We start from the raw sequence: 18,164 nt of genomic DNA, 5'->3' as shown, positions 1-18,164 counted from the left end.
CGGGAATATGAGACGAGGAAGATTCGTACAAGAAAGGAAGATTGCCTGTGAACATCCAGCAAATTCGAAATGCGACACTCGTCTTGACCTATGCCAACCAAGTTTTTTTAATTGATCCTTTTCTCGGTGAAAAGGGTTCGCTTCCTCCGTTCGACCATACACCGAACACCCACCGCAACCCCCTTGTCGACTTACCGGTCGATGTCTCGACCTTACTCGACCCGGATGCCGTCTTCGTGACACATCTTCACGCCGATCATTTCGATGAGGCTGCCAAACAATTGTTACCGAAGACGGTTCCGCTCTATGCCCAAAACGCGACGGACGCCTCTGTCATTAAAGAGGCCGGTTTCACCGACGTTCAGCCGTTCGACCAGGGTGTGACACTCCGCGATGTCAAAGTTTTCCGCACGAACGGTCAACACGGCGTCGGCGAAATCGGACAACGGATGGGACACGTATCCGGTCTCGTCTTTACACATCCCGATGAGCCGACGCTCTATATCGCCGGTGATACGATTTGGTGTGACGACGTCGATTCTGCGATTGATACCTATGCACCGGATGTCATCGTCGTCAATAGTGGTGCCGCCCAGTTCCAGACCGGTGAACCGATCACGATGTCGGAACGTGATTTATTAGCGGTCCATGCGGCAGCGGCTGAAGCGACGATCATCGTCTCGCATCTCGAGGCCGTCAACCACTGCCTGCTCCGCCGCGATATGATTGCTGACTTTTTAGCAGCAAATCATCTCTCCGCTCACTTTTTGATTCCGGACGACGGCGAGACGCTCTCCTTTTAAGTCTCTCCTTCGAGAGTCGTATGAATACAAAAAAACCGGACGTTTTCCGTTTCCCTAAAAGGAAGAGGAACAGCGTCCGGTTTTTTCATGTTCATTCTTGCGGAATGACAAGACCCAGCAAACGAGCGAAGGCGATTGCTTGTCCTTCCGTCACGATCGCCCCTGTCAAAAAGCGTGGATCAATCGTAATCCCCGAGACGTCCGCTTGTCGCAAATCGAGTCCTTTTAACGGAGTTTCAACCCACTGGCTTTCCATCAATTCAACATCCTCAAAACGTAAATCGATGAGTTTCCCTTCGAAGAATTGTGTCTCCCGCATCGCCGTCTGCTCGAACGTTACTTGTCGGAGCGATGTCCGAATCACTTGTAAGTAATTCGCCTGGCATGCTTTTACCGTGACATGATCAAGCGTCGTTTCTTCTAATTGAACCCCCGTCAGGCGGCAGTCCTGAAACAGAACGCGATGAAAACGACTGTCACGGAACTGACAACCCGTCAAATCGCACTGCTCAAACCGGACATTTTCAAATGACGCGCGATCAAACACGAGACCCGCAAATGAGACATTCCGAAAACAGACTTGATTGGCATCGATCCGCTCCGTCAGCTCGATGGGTAACGTTTCTTTTTCATACAGCATTTGATACAAGTACGGATCATCGATTTCGATTTCTGCAAATGTTTCGACTGCTAAATTATTCGGGACATCCGGTAGATGGATCATCGGTTTTTTCTTCATTCTCTCCCAACCCTTCTTCTTCTCAGTCCTTAGTGTACCAAACCTGTTACCTAAATATGACCCAAGAGGATGATCTCTAAAGTCATGCCGCGCTCTAAAAAGTGATGACATGTACACTCTTTTTCAATTTTTGATTTGAGACACTTTGAGACCGTGCTAGAATCAACATAAATAAAATAAGAACAAACGTTCTAAAAGGAGTGATTTTCGTGTCTTCTGATGCGGACTTTCCAAACCAACGTATTTTTTGCGTGGATAGTGTCTCTTTTTATGCCAGTTGCGAGTGCCATTACCGAAATCTACCACCATTAACAACAAAATTAGCCGTCGTTTCCGATTTAAAACGGAGCGGCTCCGTCATTTTAGCGGCGAGCCCTGCTTTGAAGACGCTTGGTATCAAAACGGCAAGTCGTCTCTACCAGATTGAACAACTCCCGTATAAGGAACGAAAGCAGATTCACCTCGTCGAACCACGCATGTTATGCTACATGAAAACGTCGATTCGTGTCCTCGATGTGCTCCATCAATTCGGACCACCGGAAGTGATTCGCGTCTACTCGATTGACGAAAGTTTCATCGACATGACGGGAACGGAGCACCTCTTCGGTACGGATTTTGAAGCTGCTAACCAATTACAGTCAGCTATCCTGGAACAAACCGGCATTCACGTCCGAATCGGGATTGGTCCTAATAACGTCATCGCGAAACTTGCCCTTGATTTACTCGGGAAAAAACAGGGCATTGCGCGTTGTGGTTATGCTGATGTCCCCCGTCTCTTACATGACTTTCCCGTTCGTAAGATGTGGGGGATCGGTCATCAAATGGAGCACCATCTGAATCAATTAGGCATCGAGACGATCGGCGATTTGGCGGCCGCACCATTAGAAACACTACACGAACGTTTTGGTGTCATCGGTGCCGAACTTTGGCATCATGCATGGGGCATCGATCAATCTCCGACGACGATTGATCCGACCGCTTTATTTCGTCCGGCATCATCCCGACAGAAGACGGTTGGTCATGGCGTGACACTGATGCGTGATTATTACGAATACGACCAGATTCGGCTGGTCTTAAGTGAGCTCGCAAGCGATGTCGCAGCCCGCGTCCGCTTTTCCAATCAACTTGGATGGACGGTTCACTTAGGTGTCCGTTACTCGAGACATATCGTCCGGGCAGGATTTTCAAAGCAACTCCGTCTCCCTTATCCGACTTCAGACGAACGGATTATCCTGCGCCATATCCTTCAGCTGTTCGAGCCGAACTGGCTCGAACACGAACCGATTCGTTTTTTGTCCGTCTCGCTCGGTCAACTTGTCCCCGACCAAGGTGCACTGCAACTGTCGTTGTTCGAAGACAATACCCGTGTTTGGAAACGCAAACGCTTGTTAAAGGCAATCGATCATGTCAACGTCCGTTACGGGAAGGGAACCATCCGCCTCGCTGTTTCTTTTCTTGATACAAGTGTCGCCAAGCGCCGCCTCCGCTTCGTCGGTGGTCATCCGGGAGGTGACGGCAATGACACGGTATCGTGACCGTGGCAATTTAAAATGGATTCCGTTTTTGATGCCGGAGTACATTCAACTGTTGCGCGACTATTATAAAGATACGCATCGTTTAACACTACCGCCCATCGATGAACAACTTCAAGAATCATGGCAATTCATCCTCGAAGAAGCATTAATGGAAGGAAAAGAACTTGAAATCACGTATTATAAGGAAGGAAGCTATATCACACTGACCGGATTCATCGAACGAATCGAGCGCGAACGAGGACTTCTGTACGTCCGGAGTCAAAATCCGATCGAAATTCCCCTGATGCGACTAGTTCGGATTGAAAACGGGTAGGAGTGACAGTGGGCTTCAATAATGCACTTATCTCTTGAATTATGATTTGAAAGAAGGAATGTTTGTATGTTTGAATGGTTTACTTCACTCCCCGTCGTGATCCAGGCATTACTCGCCGGGATGATGACATGGGGCTTGACCGCACTTGGGGCGGCACTTGTTTTCGTCTTTACGACAATTGAAAAAAAGGTCATGAATATGATGCTCGGCTTCGCCGCCGGTGTCATGATCGCTGCGTCCTTTTGGTCACTGCTCGCTCCGGCGATTGAATTTACGGAACAGGATGGTGGCATCGCCTGGCTTCCGGCTGCAATCGGATTTTTAGCAGGTGGCTTCTTCGTTCGCTTACTCGACTTCGTCACACCACATTTACACTTATCCGCACCACTTGAAAATGCAGAAGGCCCTTCGACCGGTCTTAAAAAGGCAACTCTGCTCTTTTTAGCCATCACCTTGCACAACATCCCGGAAGGTCTAGCAATCGGTGTCGCTTTTGGTGCTGCTGCGTTAAATATGGACGGGGCGACAGTCGCTGGTGCTTTGACGCTCGCACTCGGAATCGGGATTCAAAATATGCCGGAAGGTGCTGCCTTATCAATTCCGCTTCGTGGTGAAGGCATGTCACGCCGTCGCGCTTTCAATTACGGTCAAATGTCCGCTATTGTTGAACCGATTGCGGCAATGATCGGGGCGGCTGCCGTTTTCTTCATTCAGCCGTTACTGCCTTACGCACTCGCCTTTGCAGCCGGCGCGATGATTTTTGTTGTCGTCGAGGAATTGATTCCTGAATCACAAGCTGAAAACGGCTCTGATTTAGCGACACTGGGTTTAATGGTCGGCTTTACCGTCATGATGATTCTTGATGTCGCCTTAGGCTAAATACAAACTGATTGAACAAAAAAAACTCCTTCATCGCCGGTGAAGGAGTTTTCAGATTGATATTGGAATGACTTTTGAGTCCGTACCTTTCAACGTGTACCTTTAATTATTTTTTGAGGATGCGCATCGCATTTAAAACAGCCAGGACGGTTACACCAACATCCGCAAACACAGCTTCCCACATCGTCGCGAAACCAAATGCACCAAACAGGAGAAACACGGCTTTCACGCCAAGTGCGAAGAAAATGTTTTGATAGACAATTTTTCGTGTCGCACGGGCAATCTCAATTGCTTCGACCAACTGCTTTGGTTCATCTGTCATGAGGACGATATCTGCGGCTTCAATCGCCACATCACTGCCGAGTCCGCCCATCGCGATTCCGACATCGGCTCGTGTCAAAACAGGGGCATCATTGATGCCGTCGCCAACAAAGGCCACTTTTCCATCCGCTTGCTTCAAAATCAGTTCGAGTTGTTCGACTTTTTGATCAGGTAATAGTTCTGCTGTAACTTCGTCAATCCCGATTTGACGGCCAATCACTTCTGCCGTTGCCAGGCGGTCCCCTGTTAACATAATCGTTTTCTTCACACCGAGTGCCTTGAGGCGAGCAAGTGCTTCAACCGTGCTGTCTTTAATGTGATCAGCAATTCGGATGTAGCCCAGGTACGTATCATTGCGTGCGACATGAACGTACGTCCCGTCTGCCGTTTGATCAAGCGTCTCATAACCAAGTTCGTTGAACCAACGGGCATTCCCGGCACGAATCGTATCCGTTCCGAAGCGACCGACAACACCTGATCCTGCGACTTCGCGATACTCTTGAACGGATTCCGTCACTTCACCATAACTTGCATATGTCCGTTGGATGGACTTTGCAATCGGATGATTCGAATGCTGTTCAACAAGCGTTGCCACTTTCAATAATTCTTCGTCTGAACAGGCAACCGGGCGGAGTTCCGTCACTTCAAAGACCCCTTCTGTCAAGGTCCCTGTTTTATCAAAAACGACCGTATCCAGCTGTTGTAATGCCTCGAGATGATTTCCACCCTTCACGAGAATCCCACGTTTTGAAGCGGCACCAATTCCACTGAAGAAACCGAGGGGGATTGAAATGACGAGCGCACAGGGACAACTGATGACAAGAAAAACAAGTGCCCGGTAAATCCAGTCCTCCCATGTCGCACCCGTGACAAACAATGGAGGCAAGACAGCAAGCAATGTCGCAATCCCGACGACTGCCGGTGTGTAGACACGAGCAAATCGGGTGATGAATTTTTCCGTCGGCGCCTTGTGGCGCGAAGCATTTTCAACGAGATCAAGAATTTTTGCGACCGTTGACTCACTGTAGAGACGGTCGACTTGAATCAACAGTCTCCCATCTGTATTGATCGTTCCTGCAAGAATCGTATCGTTCGTGCGGACACGTCGTGGTACTGATTCTCCCGTCAAGGCGACGGTATCAATGAATGCTTCTCCTTCAAGGATTGTTCCGTCGAGCGGAATCTTTTCGCCCGGTCGGACTAAAATCCGTTGTCCGACTTTCACTTGTAACGGACTAATCGTTTGTCCATTTTCAAGTGTTGCCGTCTCAGGACGAATATCCATTAATTCAGCAATCGATTTGCGGGATTGATCGACTGCCCGGTGTTGGAAAAACTCACCGACTTGATAAAACAGCATAACGGCGACCGCTTCCGGGTACTCGCCAATTAGAAAAGCACCAACCGTCGCGATGACCATCAAGAAATTTTCATCAAATACTTGTCCCTGACGAATATTTCGGATCGCGTTTCGTAACACATCCCAACCGATTAAGAAGTAAGCCAGCGCAAATGAGATAAGTTCAATTGAGCTCGGTAAAAAGAAGGCACTGATGAAGGCAACCCCACCGATGCTGTATTGAATCTTTTTCATTTTCGTTAAAAATGGACCGTGGTCATGAACATGACTTTCGTCAGATGGAACGTCACGAGAAACTTCGACGTTCGGCTCTAATTCTTGTACCCGTTTGACGACCGCATCGTATGTTGCGTCATCCGGTGCCTCTCCTTGATAAGTGATATAAAGCTTTTGTCCCGTAAAATCAAGATTTGCCGCTTCGATTCCTTCGACAGTCGAAACACCACGCTCGACCTTCGCCGCACAATTGGCACAATCAATTCCTGAAATTCGTAATCGCTCAGTTTTCGTTTCCATTCCTCCACCTCATTCAAATGTTCGTTTGATTATAAGTCCATCCTACTCTTTTTTTATTCATTCGACAAGGTGTTTTCGTTATCGGTCTTGCGCCCGATATTCAGATTAGTTCTATCTCAGAAGAATGAAACATGATATGTTTTTAGATAGTAAAATATAGAAGGAGAATAACATGCATATCTTAGAATTACTTAAAGCACTCTTACTCGGTTTCGTCGAAGGGATGACGGAATTCGCCCCGGTCTCTTCAACTGGTCATATGATCATCGTCGATGACATGTGGCTCCAAACAACGGACTTTCTCGGAAAATACTCCGCGAACACCTTTAAGATCGTCATTCAGCTCGGATCAATCCTTGCCGTCATCGTCGTCTTTTGGAAACGGTTGTTCAGCTTAATCGGACTCTATAAAATCGAAGGCGAGCATGATGCGACGGGCACACACAAATTAAAACTGCGTCACGTCTTAATCGGACTGCTTCCTGCTGCCGTGCTCGGTTTATTGTTCGAAGACTTCATCGATGAAAACCTCTTTTCGATCGATACCGTCATCATCGGTCTCGCTGTCGGTGCCATCTTGATGATTGCAGCGGATAAACTCGGTCCAAAAGAACCGAAAACGACGACACTCGACCAAATTACTTACCGCCAAGCGGCACTCGTCGGATTGTTCCAATGTATTTCGCTTTGGCCAGGATTTTCGCGTTCCGGTTCAACGATTTCCGGCGGGGTCTTCCTCGGGATGAATCACCGGACAGCAGCCGACTTTACGTTCATCATGGCCGTACCGATCATGTTCGGAGCCAGTTTTCTCTCGCTCGTTAAGAACTGGGATTACATCAATGTAGGCGATCTTGGCTTTTACATTGTCGGTTTTGTTGCATCGTTCGCGTTTGCGCTACTATCGATTCGTTTCTTCTTGAAACTGATCAATAAAATCAAACTTGTCCCGTTTGCGATCTATCGCCTTGTCTTAGCTGGGATTCTTGCAATCGTCGTTTACATGTAAGAAACAAAAAAACTATCAGTTTTTTGCTGATAGTTTTTTGTTTTTTTGAAACTTATTGAAACCGTTTAGGGTATATAGTAGATGAGATACAGAAAAAGGAGTGAACGAATTATGGCACGTAGAAATCGTGGGGGTTCTAAATTACCTCTCATCATCGGAATTGCTGTTGTTGTCATCATTGCATTTTTAGCAATCGGACAATACAACAGTCTCGTAAACGTCGAAGAAGACGTTTCGAACAAATGGTCACAAGTCGATAACCAAATTAAACGACGGGCGGATCTCATCCCGAACCTTGTCGAGACTGTTAAAGGTGTCGCTGGTCAAGAAGAAAAAGTTTACGGCGATATCGCAGAAGCACAAGCCGGCCTTGCCCGCGCTGCTTCGACAGAACAACGGATTGAAGCCGACCAGCAAGTCACGTCTTCTCTCCGTGGATTAATCGCCTTACAAACGACGTATCCGGACCTCAAATCAAGTGAACGATTTCAATCATTGATGGATACGCTTGAAGGGACAGAAAACCGTCTCGGTATCGCACGGAAAGATTACAACGATGCAGTCACACTCTACAATAAGAAACGTCGCAGTTTCCCAACTTCGCTTTATGCTTCGGCGTTTGGTTTTGATAAAAAACCATACTATGAAATTTCAGAAAGCGACCGCGAAAACCCAACGGTCGATTTCAACAGTGATTCGAAATGATTTGGCGAAGAACGCGCCTCCTTTTGAGTGCGTTCCTCGTTTTCTTCCTTCTGACTCCGACTGCCGAAGCCGTATCAGAACGCACGGGAGCCGCTTTCTTCATCCAAGATGATGCAAAGTTGCTGACCGCGTCGGAAGAAGCGGAACTCGCTCGTCTTGGTCAGGAACTCGAACAATACACGACCGCACAAGTCGTTTTAAAAACTGTCCCCGACTTAAAAGGACAGGACTTGAGCACGTATGCGAATGAAACCTTCCGTGCCCAGGGGATTGGACAAGAAGGAAAAGACAACGGTGTCATGGTGATCGTGGCACCAAACGAAAAAAGCCGGAATTTCCGGATTGAAGTCGGTTACAAGCTTGAGGGTGTCCTGACCGATATCACGGCAGGCCGGATCCTCGACCAATATGCCGTTCCTTATCGTGACGAAGGCGATTACGGAAAAGCAGCTTCAGAAACCTATAAAGCCGTCATCAGTGTCGTCTCGAAGGAACAGTCACTCGAATCACAAGATCCGCCTAAAGCGAATGCTGAAGACGGATTGAGTCTTTGGGTCAAAATCGTCATCGGTGCAGGCCTTGTCCTGTTATTGTTCTTAGATATGAAATTTACAGGTGGCATGTTCTTCTTCGCAATCATCAACATTCTGTCAGCCGTTATGCGCGGCGGTGGCGGTGGTGGCGGTGGAAGTCGTGGTGGCGGCGGTAGTTCCGGCGGCGGCGGCGCAGAAAGGTAGGCGCAAATAATGAACGGATTATACATGGTTCTTATTTTTTACGGCGTGATGACCGTCGTCGGCTTCTTCTCGATGTGGTCCGATAAACGTCGCGCGAAACAACACGCGCAACGGACGCCGGAAGCTACATTGCTTTGGATTGCCTTTCTCGGAGGTGCGCTCGGTTCATTACTCGCGATGCAACTCGTACGTCATAAAACACGCAAACCGAAATTCCAGTTACTTGTCCCACTTGCTCTTTTATTACACGCGACGGGCTGGGTTTTGTTCATGACCGCATGATCGTTTTACTTTTCGGTTCAATCACCCGATAAAGAAGATAGAGGATTCGATTTTGTTCGAATCCTCTATCTTTTTTTAGTTTGGTCAATAGCGTATTAAATGTTTGAATTGAGGTTACATTTCAATTATCTTTGGGTAAAGTATTTAACCAATTTAACAAATACATCTTTTTAGATGTATCTCTCTACAGGAAAGGTGGAAATCATTTTATGTGGCATCCTTGCGCCGAATGTACGACAACGATCCGTTTTATCGAGGCCGGCTCCTTACATATCCAGTCGAGCATCCCTCAAGTTTATTCGTATACATCGTTTAACCAGTTGGAGGAGCTTCTTGAATCAACATTACAGATTAATGATGTTCCCGTCTCATGTCGAAAAGATGGATCGCGCTTTTCAACCCCAACGCTTCTCGCTTCTGTTTTACTCGAGCAATTACGTCATCGACAAGCCATCGATTTTATCCAAACAGGTGACATGACGAGTCACCTGCAACCGATTTACGATATTCAGGACAACACGCTGTTCGCGAATGAGGCACTCCTTCGCGCCGCTGATCACAATGTCCCGATGTCACCAGGCATTCTTTTTTCGACTGCTTCAAAGATGGGACTCCACTCACGACTTGACCAACGCGCACGCGAAGAAGCGATTCGCGCGACACATCATATTGGCGGAACAGAGAAGACGTTCATCAACTTCCTTCCCTCGACGATTTATAACCCAGAATACTGCCTTCGTCATACGTTCGAAATCGTCGAACGATATAATGTCGACCCGAGTCGTCTTGTGTTTGAAGTCGTCGAAACGGAAAAAATTGAAGACGTTCATCACTTGAAACATGTCTTCGAACAATATAAAAAACAAGGAATACAAGTTGCGCTTGATGATGTCGGCGCCGGCTTCTCGACACTCGATATGTTGACGTTACTGCAACCGGACTATATCAAAATCGATCGGTCTTTCATCTCGAACTGTGATACGGTCGCAGAAAATGAAGCCTTCTTACGAAAAGCTCGCCATCTTACGAAAGAAATGGGAATCAAGATTTTAGCAGAGGGCATCGAACGCCAAGAAGAACTCGAGCTTTGCCGGCAACTTGGTTTTGATTTCGGACAAGGATATCTGCTTGGTCGCCCTGCACCTTACGCACAATTCGCAAAGGCACAATAACAAGAAAAACAGCCCCCATTTTTTAAGCAGGGGCTGTTTTTTCATGAAGTTGTGATGATCTCGACATCATTTTGCTTAAGCACGCCCAGTAAACGTGCTGGCGATAAATCCGTCTCAATCAACTGACATAATGGTTCTTGTCCGATTCGTGCTGCCAACTGACTAAGTTCTACCGATGTCAGTCCTAAATCAAGACTCGTTATCGGTTGTCCGTTTTTTTGTAAATACGTCCGCAACTCGTTGTATGCTTCACTTTCACCCAACAACTGCTCCTGGACCAAGAGACCATATCCGACCTTACTTCCGTGTAAAATTGAATGTGTTGATGCAAAAGGAGACATCGCATTATGGACACCATGACCAATTGCCCCACGCGTCGCATCATCACCAAACCCGCCGACACTACCCGCTAACGGAATGACGGTTTCCACCAAGTGTTCGATGCTGGACGGATACGCCCGAAAAATCTCCTCGCTGATTGGTGTTTTTAAGATGAGGTCTTTGCACTGCTCCGCAACCCGTAAAGCCATTTCAATGATTGGATTCTCCACTGTGATCCCACTTAAAGCACGTGCCTCATACCATTTTGCAAGTGTGTCTACGAGACCCGCGACAAAATAATCATAGGGGCTCGCCGACAGAATCCGATGGTCGAGTAAAAGTGCCTCGATGACAACCGGCAACGTATCAAAACGAAGATATTGACCTTGCGTGTCGTACATGACGCTAAGTGGCGTCCACGGCGCACAATTCGAGACGATCGTCGGAATGACAATCAAAGGTCGGTTCAATTGAACAGCAACTTTCTTTGCCGTATCAATCAATGATCCGCCCCCTAACGCAACGATGACGTCATATGTCGCACATGCCTTGACTAATTCCGCGACTTGAAAATCCGTACAATGCCCTTGAAACAGAACTTTCGGTAATGCTGGCAAGTAAGGATTCGCCGCTTGTAAGGCTTTTGCTCCGTGTAGTAGCACGCCACTCCGCTTCCCGAGCAACGTGTCAAGCTGAGATACGGCTTCTTTTTCATGTATGTATTGCAAAACTGCTTGACGAATCATCTAAATCCCCTCATTCCATTATTTGTTATTGCTCAGTATACGCAGACTGTTCCTTTCTTACAACCCCTCATTTCATTCGATTTTCATACTGAATAAGCGTACACTTATGAAGATAAAACGATTACATGAAGGAGGACTTCCACTCATGCAACACGTCACACTCAACAACGGTCTAAGTATGCCTCAACTCGGTTACGGTGTTTTTAAAGTACCCGAAGAAGAAGTGTATCAAGCAGTACTGGAAGCGTTACGTGCCGGCTATCGTTCAATCGATACGGCGATGATTTATGAAAATGAAGCAGGTGTCGGACGCGCATTACGTGACTCTGGAATTCCGCGCGAAGAAATTTTTCTGACGACGAAAGTTTGGAATGCGGATCAAGGATATGCAGAAACGCTCGCAGCCTTCGAAACAAGCCTCACTAAACTCGGGGTCGATTATGTCGATTTATATCTTATCCATTGGCCGATGCCGAACGAAGATCGTTACGTGGACACATGGCATGCGCTCGAAGAACTGTACAAGCAAGGAAAAACGAAAGCCATCGGTGTTTCGAACTTCCATATCCCCCACTTAAAGCGAATTCTAGAAGAAGGAACCGTCGTACCTGCTGTCAATCAGATTGAATTACATCCGTTCTTAAGTCAGGAAGAAATTCGGACGTTTTGTAAGGAACACGACATTTTAGTTGAAGCATGGAGTCCGCTCATGAAGGGACGCGACGCCTTGACTGAACCTGTCATCACGGACATCGCGACGACAAAAGACAAAACACCAGCCCAAGTCATTCTCCGCTGGCACATTCAACACGGGATTATCGCAATTCCGAAATCGGTCACGCCGAGTCGAATTCGTGAAAACCTGGCAGTCTTTGACTTCGAACTTTCAGCACCTGAGATGCAACAACTTGATGCGTTAAATCAAAATCAACGAACCGGTTCGAATCCGGATGAAATGCATAAAAAATAATTAAAAAAGGGAGGGGCCGTTTTCGGCTCCTCCCTTTTAGTAACTTTTTCAAGAGCGGATTAACGATCGAGATTGTTTCCGTGATCTTGCTCGGCTACATCATCCGAGTGTGACTGCGTCTGTTTCTTATTTTCTTCATCACGCTCAGAGTCGAGCCGTTTGAAATCGTCATCGCGACGCATCGCAATGTCCGGCTTGCGGTCCTGTTCTACTTTTGCCCGATTGATGGCTTGTTCGTCTTGCGGCATCTGATCCGTTCCGGCTCGGTGTAAATCAACTTCGGCATGTTCTTCCTTAGAGTCCCGATCGACATCAAGCGTATTCCCTGAACCGAGTTGGGCATTTGAATTTGCAGCGCTCGATGTGTGCGTCTCATCATAACTGCCGTAACGGACTTTGACATCTTCATGTGTATTGTCCGTATTCAAATGCGGATCAAACTGAATATCCTGAACCTCAATCAGAAGTACGAATCCGCCGCCTTCGACTTCGACTTTACGTTCTTCTACATCTTCTGCAGGTAAATCAAGTGAGTCGAACAATTGATCGACTTCTTGATCGCGCCCTTTGTTGCCGCGGATCCGATCCATCCAAGATGGTTTTGTCGCCGCAATTTCCGCGTCCATTTGACTGCGGACGAGTTCGATATCTGATTTTTCCTTGACGATGACATAAAAATCTTCTTCACGGTGCCCCTGAATATGCAATTCATCCATTTTCGAGATTAACTCTTCTTCCGAGTAATACGTACCGATGTATTGTTTCGTTTTCATATGAATCTCCCCTTATGTTCGTTTTGTCGTACAACGTATCCTTATAAGGAGTATTTCCTGTTTCTCTGTAAAATATGCCAACAAGTCGGCTCTTCCATAAAAAAATAATCTATTTGACATGTTTATTCGCCAATCAGCTTTAATCCGACCGTCGCACTAAGAATCAGACCGATACATACTATCCGCTTCCAGTCTTTCGCTTCCTGATAAAAAATCATACTCAGTACTGTTCCACCGGCTGCCCCGATTCCTGTCCAGACAGCGTAAGCTGTTCCCATCGGCAATCCGTTCATCGCAAGTGTCAGAAAAACAAAACTCAAGCCGAATCCGCCAAACATCAATAGACCATTCTTGAACGTTTTATGCTGATTAAACGTATTGATGAAAACGACACCCAGCATTTCAAACAATCCGGCAATAATGACAAATAACCAACTCATTCTTCCACCTCCCCACTGACTAATTTCAATCCGATGACACCCATCAAAAGCACACCAATCAATCCTAACTTCATGACTGACGCACTTTGGTCAAATAAAATGATGTCCAATATGACCGTCCCGACTGTTCCAAGGCCGACGAAGACCGCATAAACTGTTCCAACCGGCAAATGGTTACTCGCCTTAATCAAGACAGCAAAGCTGATGATGATGCTGATGATTGTTCCCATCCATTCAAGTACGCTATCTGCATGTTTCAAACCGACTACCCAAGCAACTTCAAAAAAGGAAGCCACTAGAATTCCTAACCAGTATTTCGTCATCACTTTTCCTCCTAACATTCATCCTAAAAAATAAAAAAAGCCCGGAAGCAGGCGTCTAGACGCTCTACTCCCGGGCTTTTATCCCTCCGTTGCATGAGGTGTACTCATGTGCCTCCCTCGGTCCAAGTCTACGTTGCCGTACGGAACCCTAGAGGCTAGCTATTTCGTTCAATGTCTCCACCCTAGCACGCTTGATTTTACGTGTCAAACAGGAGAATCCACTACCGTTAGCCAATATAGATAAGTGAATCAATGAAAGAGGAGGGTCTCATCATGCGCTACAAAATCAACGATCAACTTCGGATTCGACGTTTCACACCAGAAGATTTGGAAGCTGTCCATTCCTATGCCTCACAACCAATTGCCAGTCAGTATCAGTCGTGGGGACCGAACTCTGAGAGTGATACAAAACAGTTTTTACACGATGCACTTGAAAGTGAACTCGAAAGTCCGCGTCGTCGCTATGTCTTCGCCGTCACCTTTCCTGACGATCATGTCATTGGCGCGGGAGAGCTCATCGTCACCGACACAGAACATAAAATCGCAGAAATTGGATATATTTTATCACCTGACGAATGGGGCAATGGTTACGCGACATCGATTGCAACATTTTTACTCGAATTCGGCTTCGAAAAATTAAACTTACATCGCATCACGGCAACATGTGATCCGCGAAATGTCGCTTCGGAGCGTGTCTTGCAAAAAGTCCGGATGACGCGCGAAGGTTTGTTACGGGAAACCGTTTATTTAGAAGACCACTGGCGCGATTCGTTGATTTACAGCATGCTCGACTGGGAGTGGCAGATTGATCACGAGGCAGAATAACTTCATTTCACCAAAAGAGATGGTCGAATTTCTAGCGAAATTCGTCCGTCTCTTTTTTGATTTATTCACGGCGGAATATGTCCTACGAAACCGCTCCCATAATTTAGTTCATTTTTACTATTTCTGATATCCAGCTCTTTTTCCAAAAAGAAAGTGCTAAACTTATCTTTAGACATGCTAAATTACAATTTTAATGATAGGAGCTCAATGAATGAAATCTTATAAATATTGGTTTACGAGTATCACGGCATCTGTCATGTTACTCGGGTCTCTCCCACTACAAGGTCACGCGGATACGAATCCGACACCAATGGAAGTGACAGAACAAACAGAAACAGAACAAGCAACCGGAACGCAGTACACACTTTCCGAAACTCCTGTTTTTGAGACTGCTGACGAGACGACCCTCGTCAAGACGTTACCAGCAACGACCGCCGTCGAAACCTTTGGCACAGATGGTCTCTTTACACGCATTTCAATCGATGGCGTCTATCGCTTCGTCAAGACAACGCAACTTGCAAAGCAACCGGTTTATCAAAAAATCGATTCGCAATACATAACAGCACTCGCGCCTTCCTATACGACTGCTTCAATTGATACGCCGACAGGAAAATCAATCACTCAAAATACGTTAATCGATACGTACGGGACATCGGGTGACTTCACGCGGGTTAAACAAGGCGACGTTTACGTCTTCGTTTCAAGTAAATTCTTAAGTAAGACACCTGTTTATGAAACGACGGGCACTCAATTCGCCCAACAACAAACTGTGATTTATACAGATGCCGATACGACAAGTAAACAACTTGGGAGCTATTCTTTAAATGCTACCGTCAAAACATACGGGACGTCCGGCACATTCACCCGTGTCCAGTTCAATGGTGTTTACGGCTTCGTGCTTACAAAACAACTCGGTTCAAAGGAAGTTGAATCGTATCCGCTGACCGGGAAAAAGTACGCCCAACAAACGACATCCATTTACGACAAAGCAGCAACAAGTTCGGTCATCGGGACGCTAGCACCGAATCAATCGGTCGATCTTTACGGGACATCTGGTCTTTATTCCCGCGTCCGAATCAATGATACCTACGGATACGTATTGACGGCGCACCTCGGCGATTCCGTTGTCTACGCAAAGACCGATCGGCTTTACGTCCAAGATACGACACCGATTCAGGTAGAGCCAAACAGTTCGAGCACCATCTTGAAGCACCATAAACAAAATACACTTTTGACGATTTACGGGACGAGTGGTGCCTACAGCCGGATCATCTTCCGTGGCGAATACGCGTACGTCTTAACGAGTTCGCTCGCGAAATCAAAAGTCTATGCCAAAACGGATCGCCTGTACATCCAAAAAACGACACCGATTCAGGTAGAGCCAAACAGTTCGAGCAGCGTCTTGAAGCATCATAAACAAAATACACTTTTGACGATTTACGGCACGAGCGGTGCCTACAGCCGAATCATTTTCCGTGGCGAGTATGCGTACGTCTTGACGAGCTCGCTCGCGAAATCAAAAGTCTATGCCAAAACGGATCGCCTGTACATCCAAAAAACAACACCGATTCAGGTAGAGCCAAACAGTTCGAGCAGCGTCTTGAAGCATCATAAACAAAATACACTCTTGACGATTTACGGGACGAGCGGTGCCTACAGCCGGATCATCTTCCGCGGTGAATATGCATACGTCTTGACGAGCTCGCTCGCGAAATCAAAAGTCTATGCCAAAACAGATCGCCTGTACATCCAAAAAACAACACCGATCCAGCAATCCCCAAGCAGTTCAAGTACGGTTCTTAAGCATCATCAAAAGAACACGCTCTTGACGATTTACGGGACGAGCGGCGCCTATAGCCGAATCATCTTCCGCGGTGAATATGCATACGTCTTGACGAGTTCGCTCGCAGCAACGAAAGCAGATCTGTATGCGACGACAGGGACACGTTACGTGACCGAAGACAAGTTGGTCGTCCATCCAAAAGCCAGTCTTAGCGGAAACATTGGGACACTGAAAAAAGGAGCATTAATCACGACCTATGGAAAAAGCGGTTACTACACACGCGTCAAAATCGGATCACGCTTCGGATTCGTTGACTCAAGTCGGCTCGGTTTAAATAAACCGACGTCTAAAGCCAAAGTCGGGACCGTCTTTTACGTCCATTTCAACCAAACACCACTCTTTTCTGCTGACGTCGCCTACAGTCGTCCGGCGAGTCACTTAAGCAAAGGAACGAAATTGATCGGGTTAAAATCGATTGATGATGACTTTTGGCAAGTTCGTCTACCGAATGGTCAAACGGGTTACGTCCTCAATCCTTATATCGGAACGAGCAAACCGGATATGCGGTATAACGAGCAAGCCATCAATCGTTCAAAAGTCTATACGGTCAAAGCAACGACTTCATTTTATGACACACCTGCCAGTCCAAAAAGTGCCGGGTTGGTCGAAAAAGGCAAGCGTGTGTATCCGCGTTACCGCGTCGGTAATTTCTATGTCATTCAGTCCGGCTGGACGCCCGTCTACATCCCGGTGACGGCCCTTACAGTGACGAGCGAAACAAAAGTTGACAAGAAAAATAATTCACGTGGCGAAAAGTTGATTCAAGCTGCTGTTGCTCATATCGGTACTCCGTACACATGGGGATCACAAAACGTGGCGAATGGTGGATTCGATTGTTCCGGATTGATTCATTATGCGACGAACCAAGCCGGAAAATACGGCGGACGGACGAATGTCCGCGGTTACTGGTACGGAGCGTTCTTTACAAATCAACGCACAAGTATCAGTTCCGGAAAACGCTCGGATATCGTCTTCTTCGAAAACACGTATACGGATGGCCCCTCGCATATCGGGATCATGTTAGATAGTAAACACTTCATTCATGCCGGAGGATCACAACTGCAAATCAGTTCAATTTACGAGCCGCACTGGCGTGAGCACTTCCTCGGTTTCAAATCAATGTAATGATTAAAAAAACGGACCTTCCCTAACCCGGGAGGTCCGCTTCTTTTAGCTAACATTAAAATGTCATTTCCGCATATTTCGTAACTTGGCGATCGATTAAGTACAATTCGATTTGCTCGCGATACGCTTTATAGTGGTCTGACGCAATATGCGCTTCTAACGCTTCTTCATCTTGATAGACTTCATACAGCATGAACTGATGTTCATCTTCAATCGATTGATGTAAGCTATAACGCAAGCACCCCGGCTCGTTTTGTGAAGCTTTGTAGACCGTACTTAAAATCGGAAAGACTTGATCGGCTAAACCTGCTTTGACTGTGATGACCGCGTTGACAATAATTTCTCCCATGACTTGTTTTCCTCCTCATCATTCATTACTCCTATCTGTACCCGTTTTATAGAAAGTCATACCTCAAAAACCTGAAAG

At 46.7% G+C, this 18,164-nt stretch carries 19 protein-coding genes; 12 read left to right on the top strand and 7 right to left on the bottom strand.

The features are described 5' to 3' along the window. Nucleotides 1–47 precede the first annotated feature (47 nt). On the top strand, nt 48–803 hold the full coding sequence (locus KNP88_RS12375) for an MBL fold metallo-hydrolase (protein ID WP_088836246.1): 756 nt from the start codon (nt 48–50) through the stop codon (nt 801–803). 91 nt (nt 804–894) lie between these two features. On the opposite strand, the gene KNP88_RS12370 is transcribed toward KNP88_RS12375, so the two are convergent. Next, nucleotides 895–1,542 (bottom strand): pentapeptide repeat-containing protein, encoded by a 648-nt coding sequence (locus KNP88_RS12370; protein WP_088836244.1) that lies wholly within the window; start codon nt 1,540–1,542, stop codon nt 895–897. Nucleotides 1,543–1,751: 209 nt separating this feature from the next. Between KNP88_RS12370 and KNP88_RS15840 the strand changes: the two genes are divergently transcribed. The 3 genes from KNP88_RS15840 (at nt 1,752) to KNP88_RS12355 (ending at nt 4,269) form a co-directional block, all read left to right on the top strand. After that, entirely contained in the window at nt 1,752–3,077 is a 1,326-nt protein-coding gene (locus KNP88_RS15840) for a Y-family DNA polymerase (protein WP_214894007.1), read from the top strand. Beyond that, on the top strand, nt 3,061–3,390 hold the full coding sequence (locus tag KNP88_RS12360; protein ID WP_214894005.1) for a YolD-like family protein: 330 nt from the start codon (nt 3,061–3,063) through the stop codon (nt 3,388–3,390). The genes KNP88_RS15840 and KNP88_RS12360 overlap by 17 nt, the downstream gene beginning before the upstream one ends. Nucleotides 3,391–3,456: 66 nt before the next feature. After that, nucleotides 3,457–4,269, top strand: coding sequence for a ZIP family metal transporter (locus tag KNP88_RS12355; protein WP_029332569.1), 813 nt, complete (start codon nt 3,457–3,459; stop codon nt 4,267–4,269). 106 nt (nt 4,270–4,375) lie between these two features. Here the strand turns inward: KNP88_RS12355 and KNP88_RS12350 are convergent, their stop codons facing one another. Beyond that, nucleotides 4,376–6,466, bottom strand: coding sequence for a heavy metal translocating P-type ATPase (locus KNP88_RS12350; RefSeq protein ID WP_214894003.1), 2,091 nt, complete (start codon nt 6,464–6,466; stop codon nt 4,376–4,378). 172 nt (nt 6,467–6,638) lie between these two features. Here KNP88_RS12350 and KNP88_RS12345 point away from each other — a divergent pair, with 172 nt between their 5' ends. The 5 genes from KNP88_RS12345 (at nt 6,639) to KNP88_RS12325 (ending at nt 10,371) form a co-directional block, all read left to right on the top strand. After that, a complete protein-coding gene (locus tag KNP88_RS12345; RefSeq protein ID WP_214767175.1) occupies nt 6,639–7,475 on the top strand; it encodes an undecaprenyl-diphosphate phosphatase in 837 nt (278 codons plus the stop codon). 111 nt (nt 7,476–7,586) lie between these two features. Beyond that, nucleotides 7,587–8,180: a LemA family protein gene (locus tag KNP88_RS12340; RefSeq protein WP_159172805.1), complete on the top strand. Its 594-nt coding sequence runs from the start codon at nt 7,587–7,589 to the stop codon at nt 8,178–8,180. Then, a complete protein-coding gene (locus KNP88_RS12335) occupies nt 8,177–8,917 on the top strand; it encodes a TPM domain-containing protein (RefSeq protein WP_214894001.1) in 741 nt (246 codons plus the stop codon). The genes KNP88_RS12340 and KNP88_RS12335 overlap by 4 nt, the downstream gene beginning before the upstream one ends. Nucleotides 8,918–8,926: 9 nt before the next feature. After that, entirely contained in the window at nt 8,927–9,199 is a 273-nt protein-coding gene (locus tag KNP88_RS12330) for a DUF1294 domain-containing protein (RefSeq protein WP_483297880.1), read from the top strand. A 209-nt stretch (nt 9,200–9,408) separates the two neighbouring features. After that, entirely contained in the window at nt 9,409–10,371 is a 963-nt protein-coding gene (locus KNP88_RS12325; RefSeq protein WP_214893999.1) for an EAL domain-containing protein, read from the top strand. Between the two features lie 41 nt (nt 10,372–10,412). Here KNP88_RS12325 and KNP88_RS12320 read toward each other — a convergent pair whose 3' ends face one another. After that, nucleotides 10,413–11,438: an iron-containing alcohol dehydrogenase family protein gene (locus tag KNP88_RS12320; protein ID WP_214767177.1), complete on the bottom strand. Its 1,026-nt coding sequence runs from the start codon at nt 11,436–11,438 to the stop codon at nt 10,413–10,415. A 145-nt stretch (nt 11,439–11,583) separates the two neighbouring features. Between KNP88_RS12320 and KNP88_RS12315 the strand changes: the two genes are divergently transcribed. Continuing rightward, on the top strand, nt 11,584–12,408 hold the full coding sequence (locus KNP88_RS12315) for an aldo/keto reductase (protein WP_088836235.1): 825 nt from the start codon (nt 11,584–11,586) through the stop codon (nt 12,406–12,408). A gap of 59 nt (nt 12,409–12,467) precedes the next feature. Here KNP88_RS12315 and KNP88_RS12310 read toward each other — a convergent pair whose 3' ends face one another. The 3 genes from KNP88_RS12310 to KNP88_RS12300 form a co-directional block, all read right to left on the bottom strand. Next, nucleotides 12,468–13,181: a general stress protein gene (locus tag KNP88_RS12310; RefSeq protein WP_088836233.1), complete on the bottom strand. Its 714-nt coding sequence runs from the start codon at nt 13,179–13,181 to the stop codon at nt 12,468–12,470. A gap of 122 nt (nt 13,182–13,303) precedes the next feature. Beyond that, a complete protein-coding gene (locus KNP88_RS12305) occupies nt 13,304–13,621 on the bottom strand; it encodes a DMT family transporter (protein ID WP_214767181.1) in 318 nt (105 codons plus the stop codon). Continuing rightward, nucleotides 13,618–13,944 (bottom strand): DMT family transporter, encoded by a 327-nt coding sequence (locus tag KNP88_RS12300; RefSeq protein WP_088836231.1) that lies wholly within the window; start codon nt 13,942–13,944, stop codon nt 13,618–13,620. Before KNP88_RS12300 ends, KNP88_RS12305 begins: the two co-directional genes overlap by 4 nt. A 273-nt stretch (nt 13,945–14,217) precedes the next feature. On the opposite strand from KNP88_RS12300, the gene KNP88_RS12295 reads away from it, so the two are divergent. Together KNP88_RS12295 and KNP88_RS12290 are read left to right on the top strand one after the other, a co-directional pair. Continuing rightward, entirely contained in the window at nt 14,218–14,769 is a 552-nt protein-coding gene (locus tag KNP88_RS12295; RefSeq protein WP_214805506.1) for a GNAT family N-acetyltransferase, read from the top strand. 211 nt (nt 14,770–14,980) lie between these two features. Then, nucleotides 14,981–17,737 carry an SH3 domain-containing C40 family peptidase gene (locus tag KNP88_RS12290; RefSeq protein WP_251137210.1) on the top strand — a complete coding sequence of 919 codons (2,757 nt, stop codon included), beginning with the start codon at nt 14,981–14,983 and terminating at the stop codon, nt 17,735–17,737. Between the two features lie 55 nt (nt 17,738–17,792). Here the strand turns inward: KNP88_RS12290 and KNP88_RS12285 are convergent, their stop codons facing one another. Then, nucleotides 17,793–18,086, bottom strand: a complete 294-nt coding sequence (locus KNP88_RS12285; protein ID WP_029332555.1) for a putative quinol monooxygenase — start codon at nt 18,084–18,086, stop codon at nt 17,793–17,795. Between the last annotated feature and the right edge of the window lie 78 nt (nt 18,087–18,164).

Origin of the sequence: Exiguobacterium sp. H66, assembly GCF_018618705.1 — a bacterium.
Taxonomy (GTDB): Bacteria; Bacillota; Bacilli; order Exiguobacteriales; family Exiguobacteriaceae; genus Exiguobacterium_A; species Exiguobacterium_A oxidotolerans.
The sequence above is the reverse complement of the archived record's forward strand: the minus strand, read 5'-3'. Positions and strand labels throughout refer to the sequence as shown.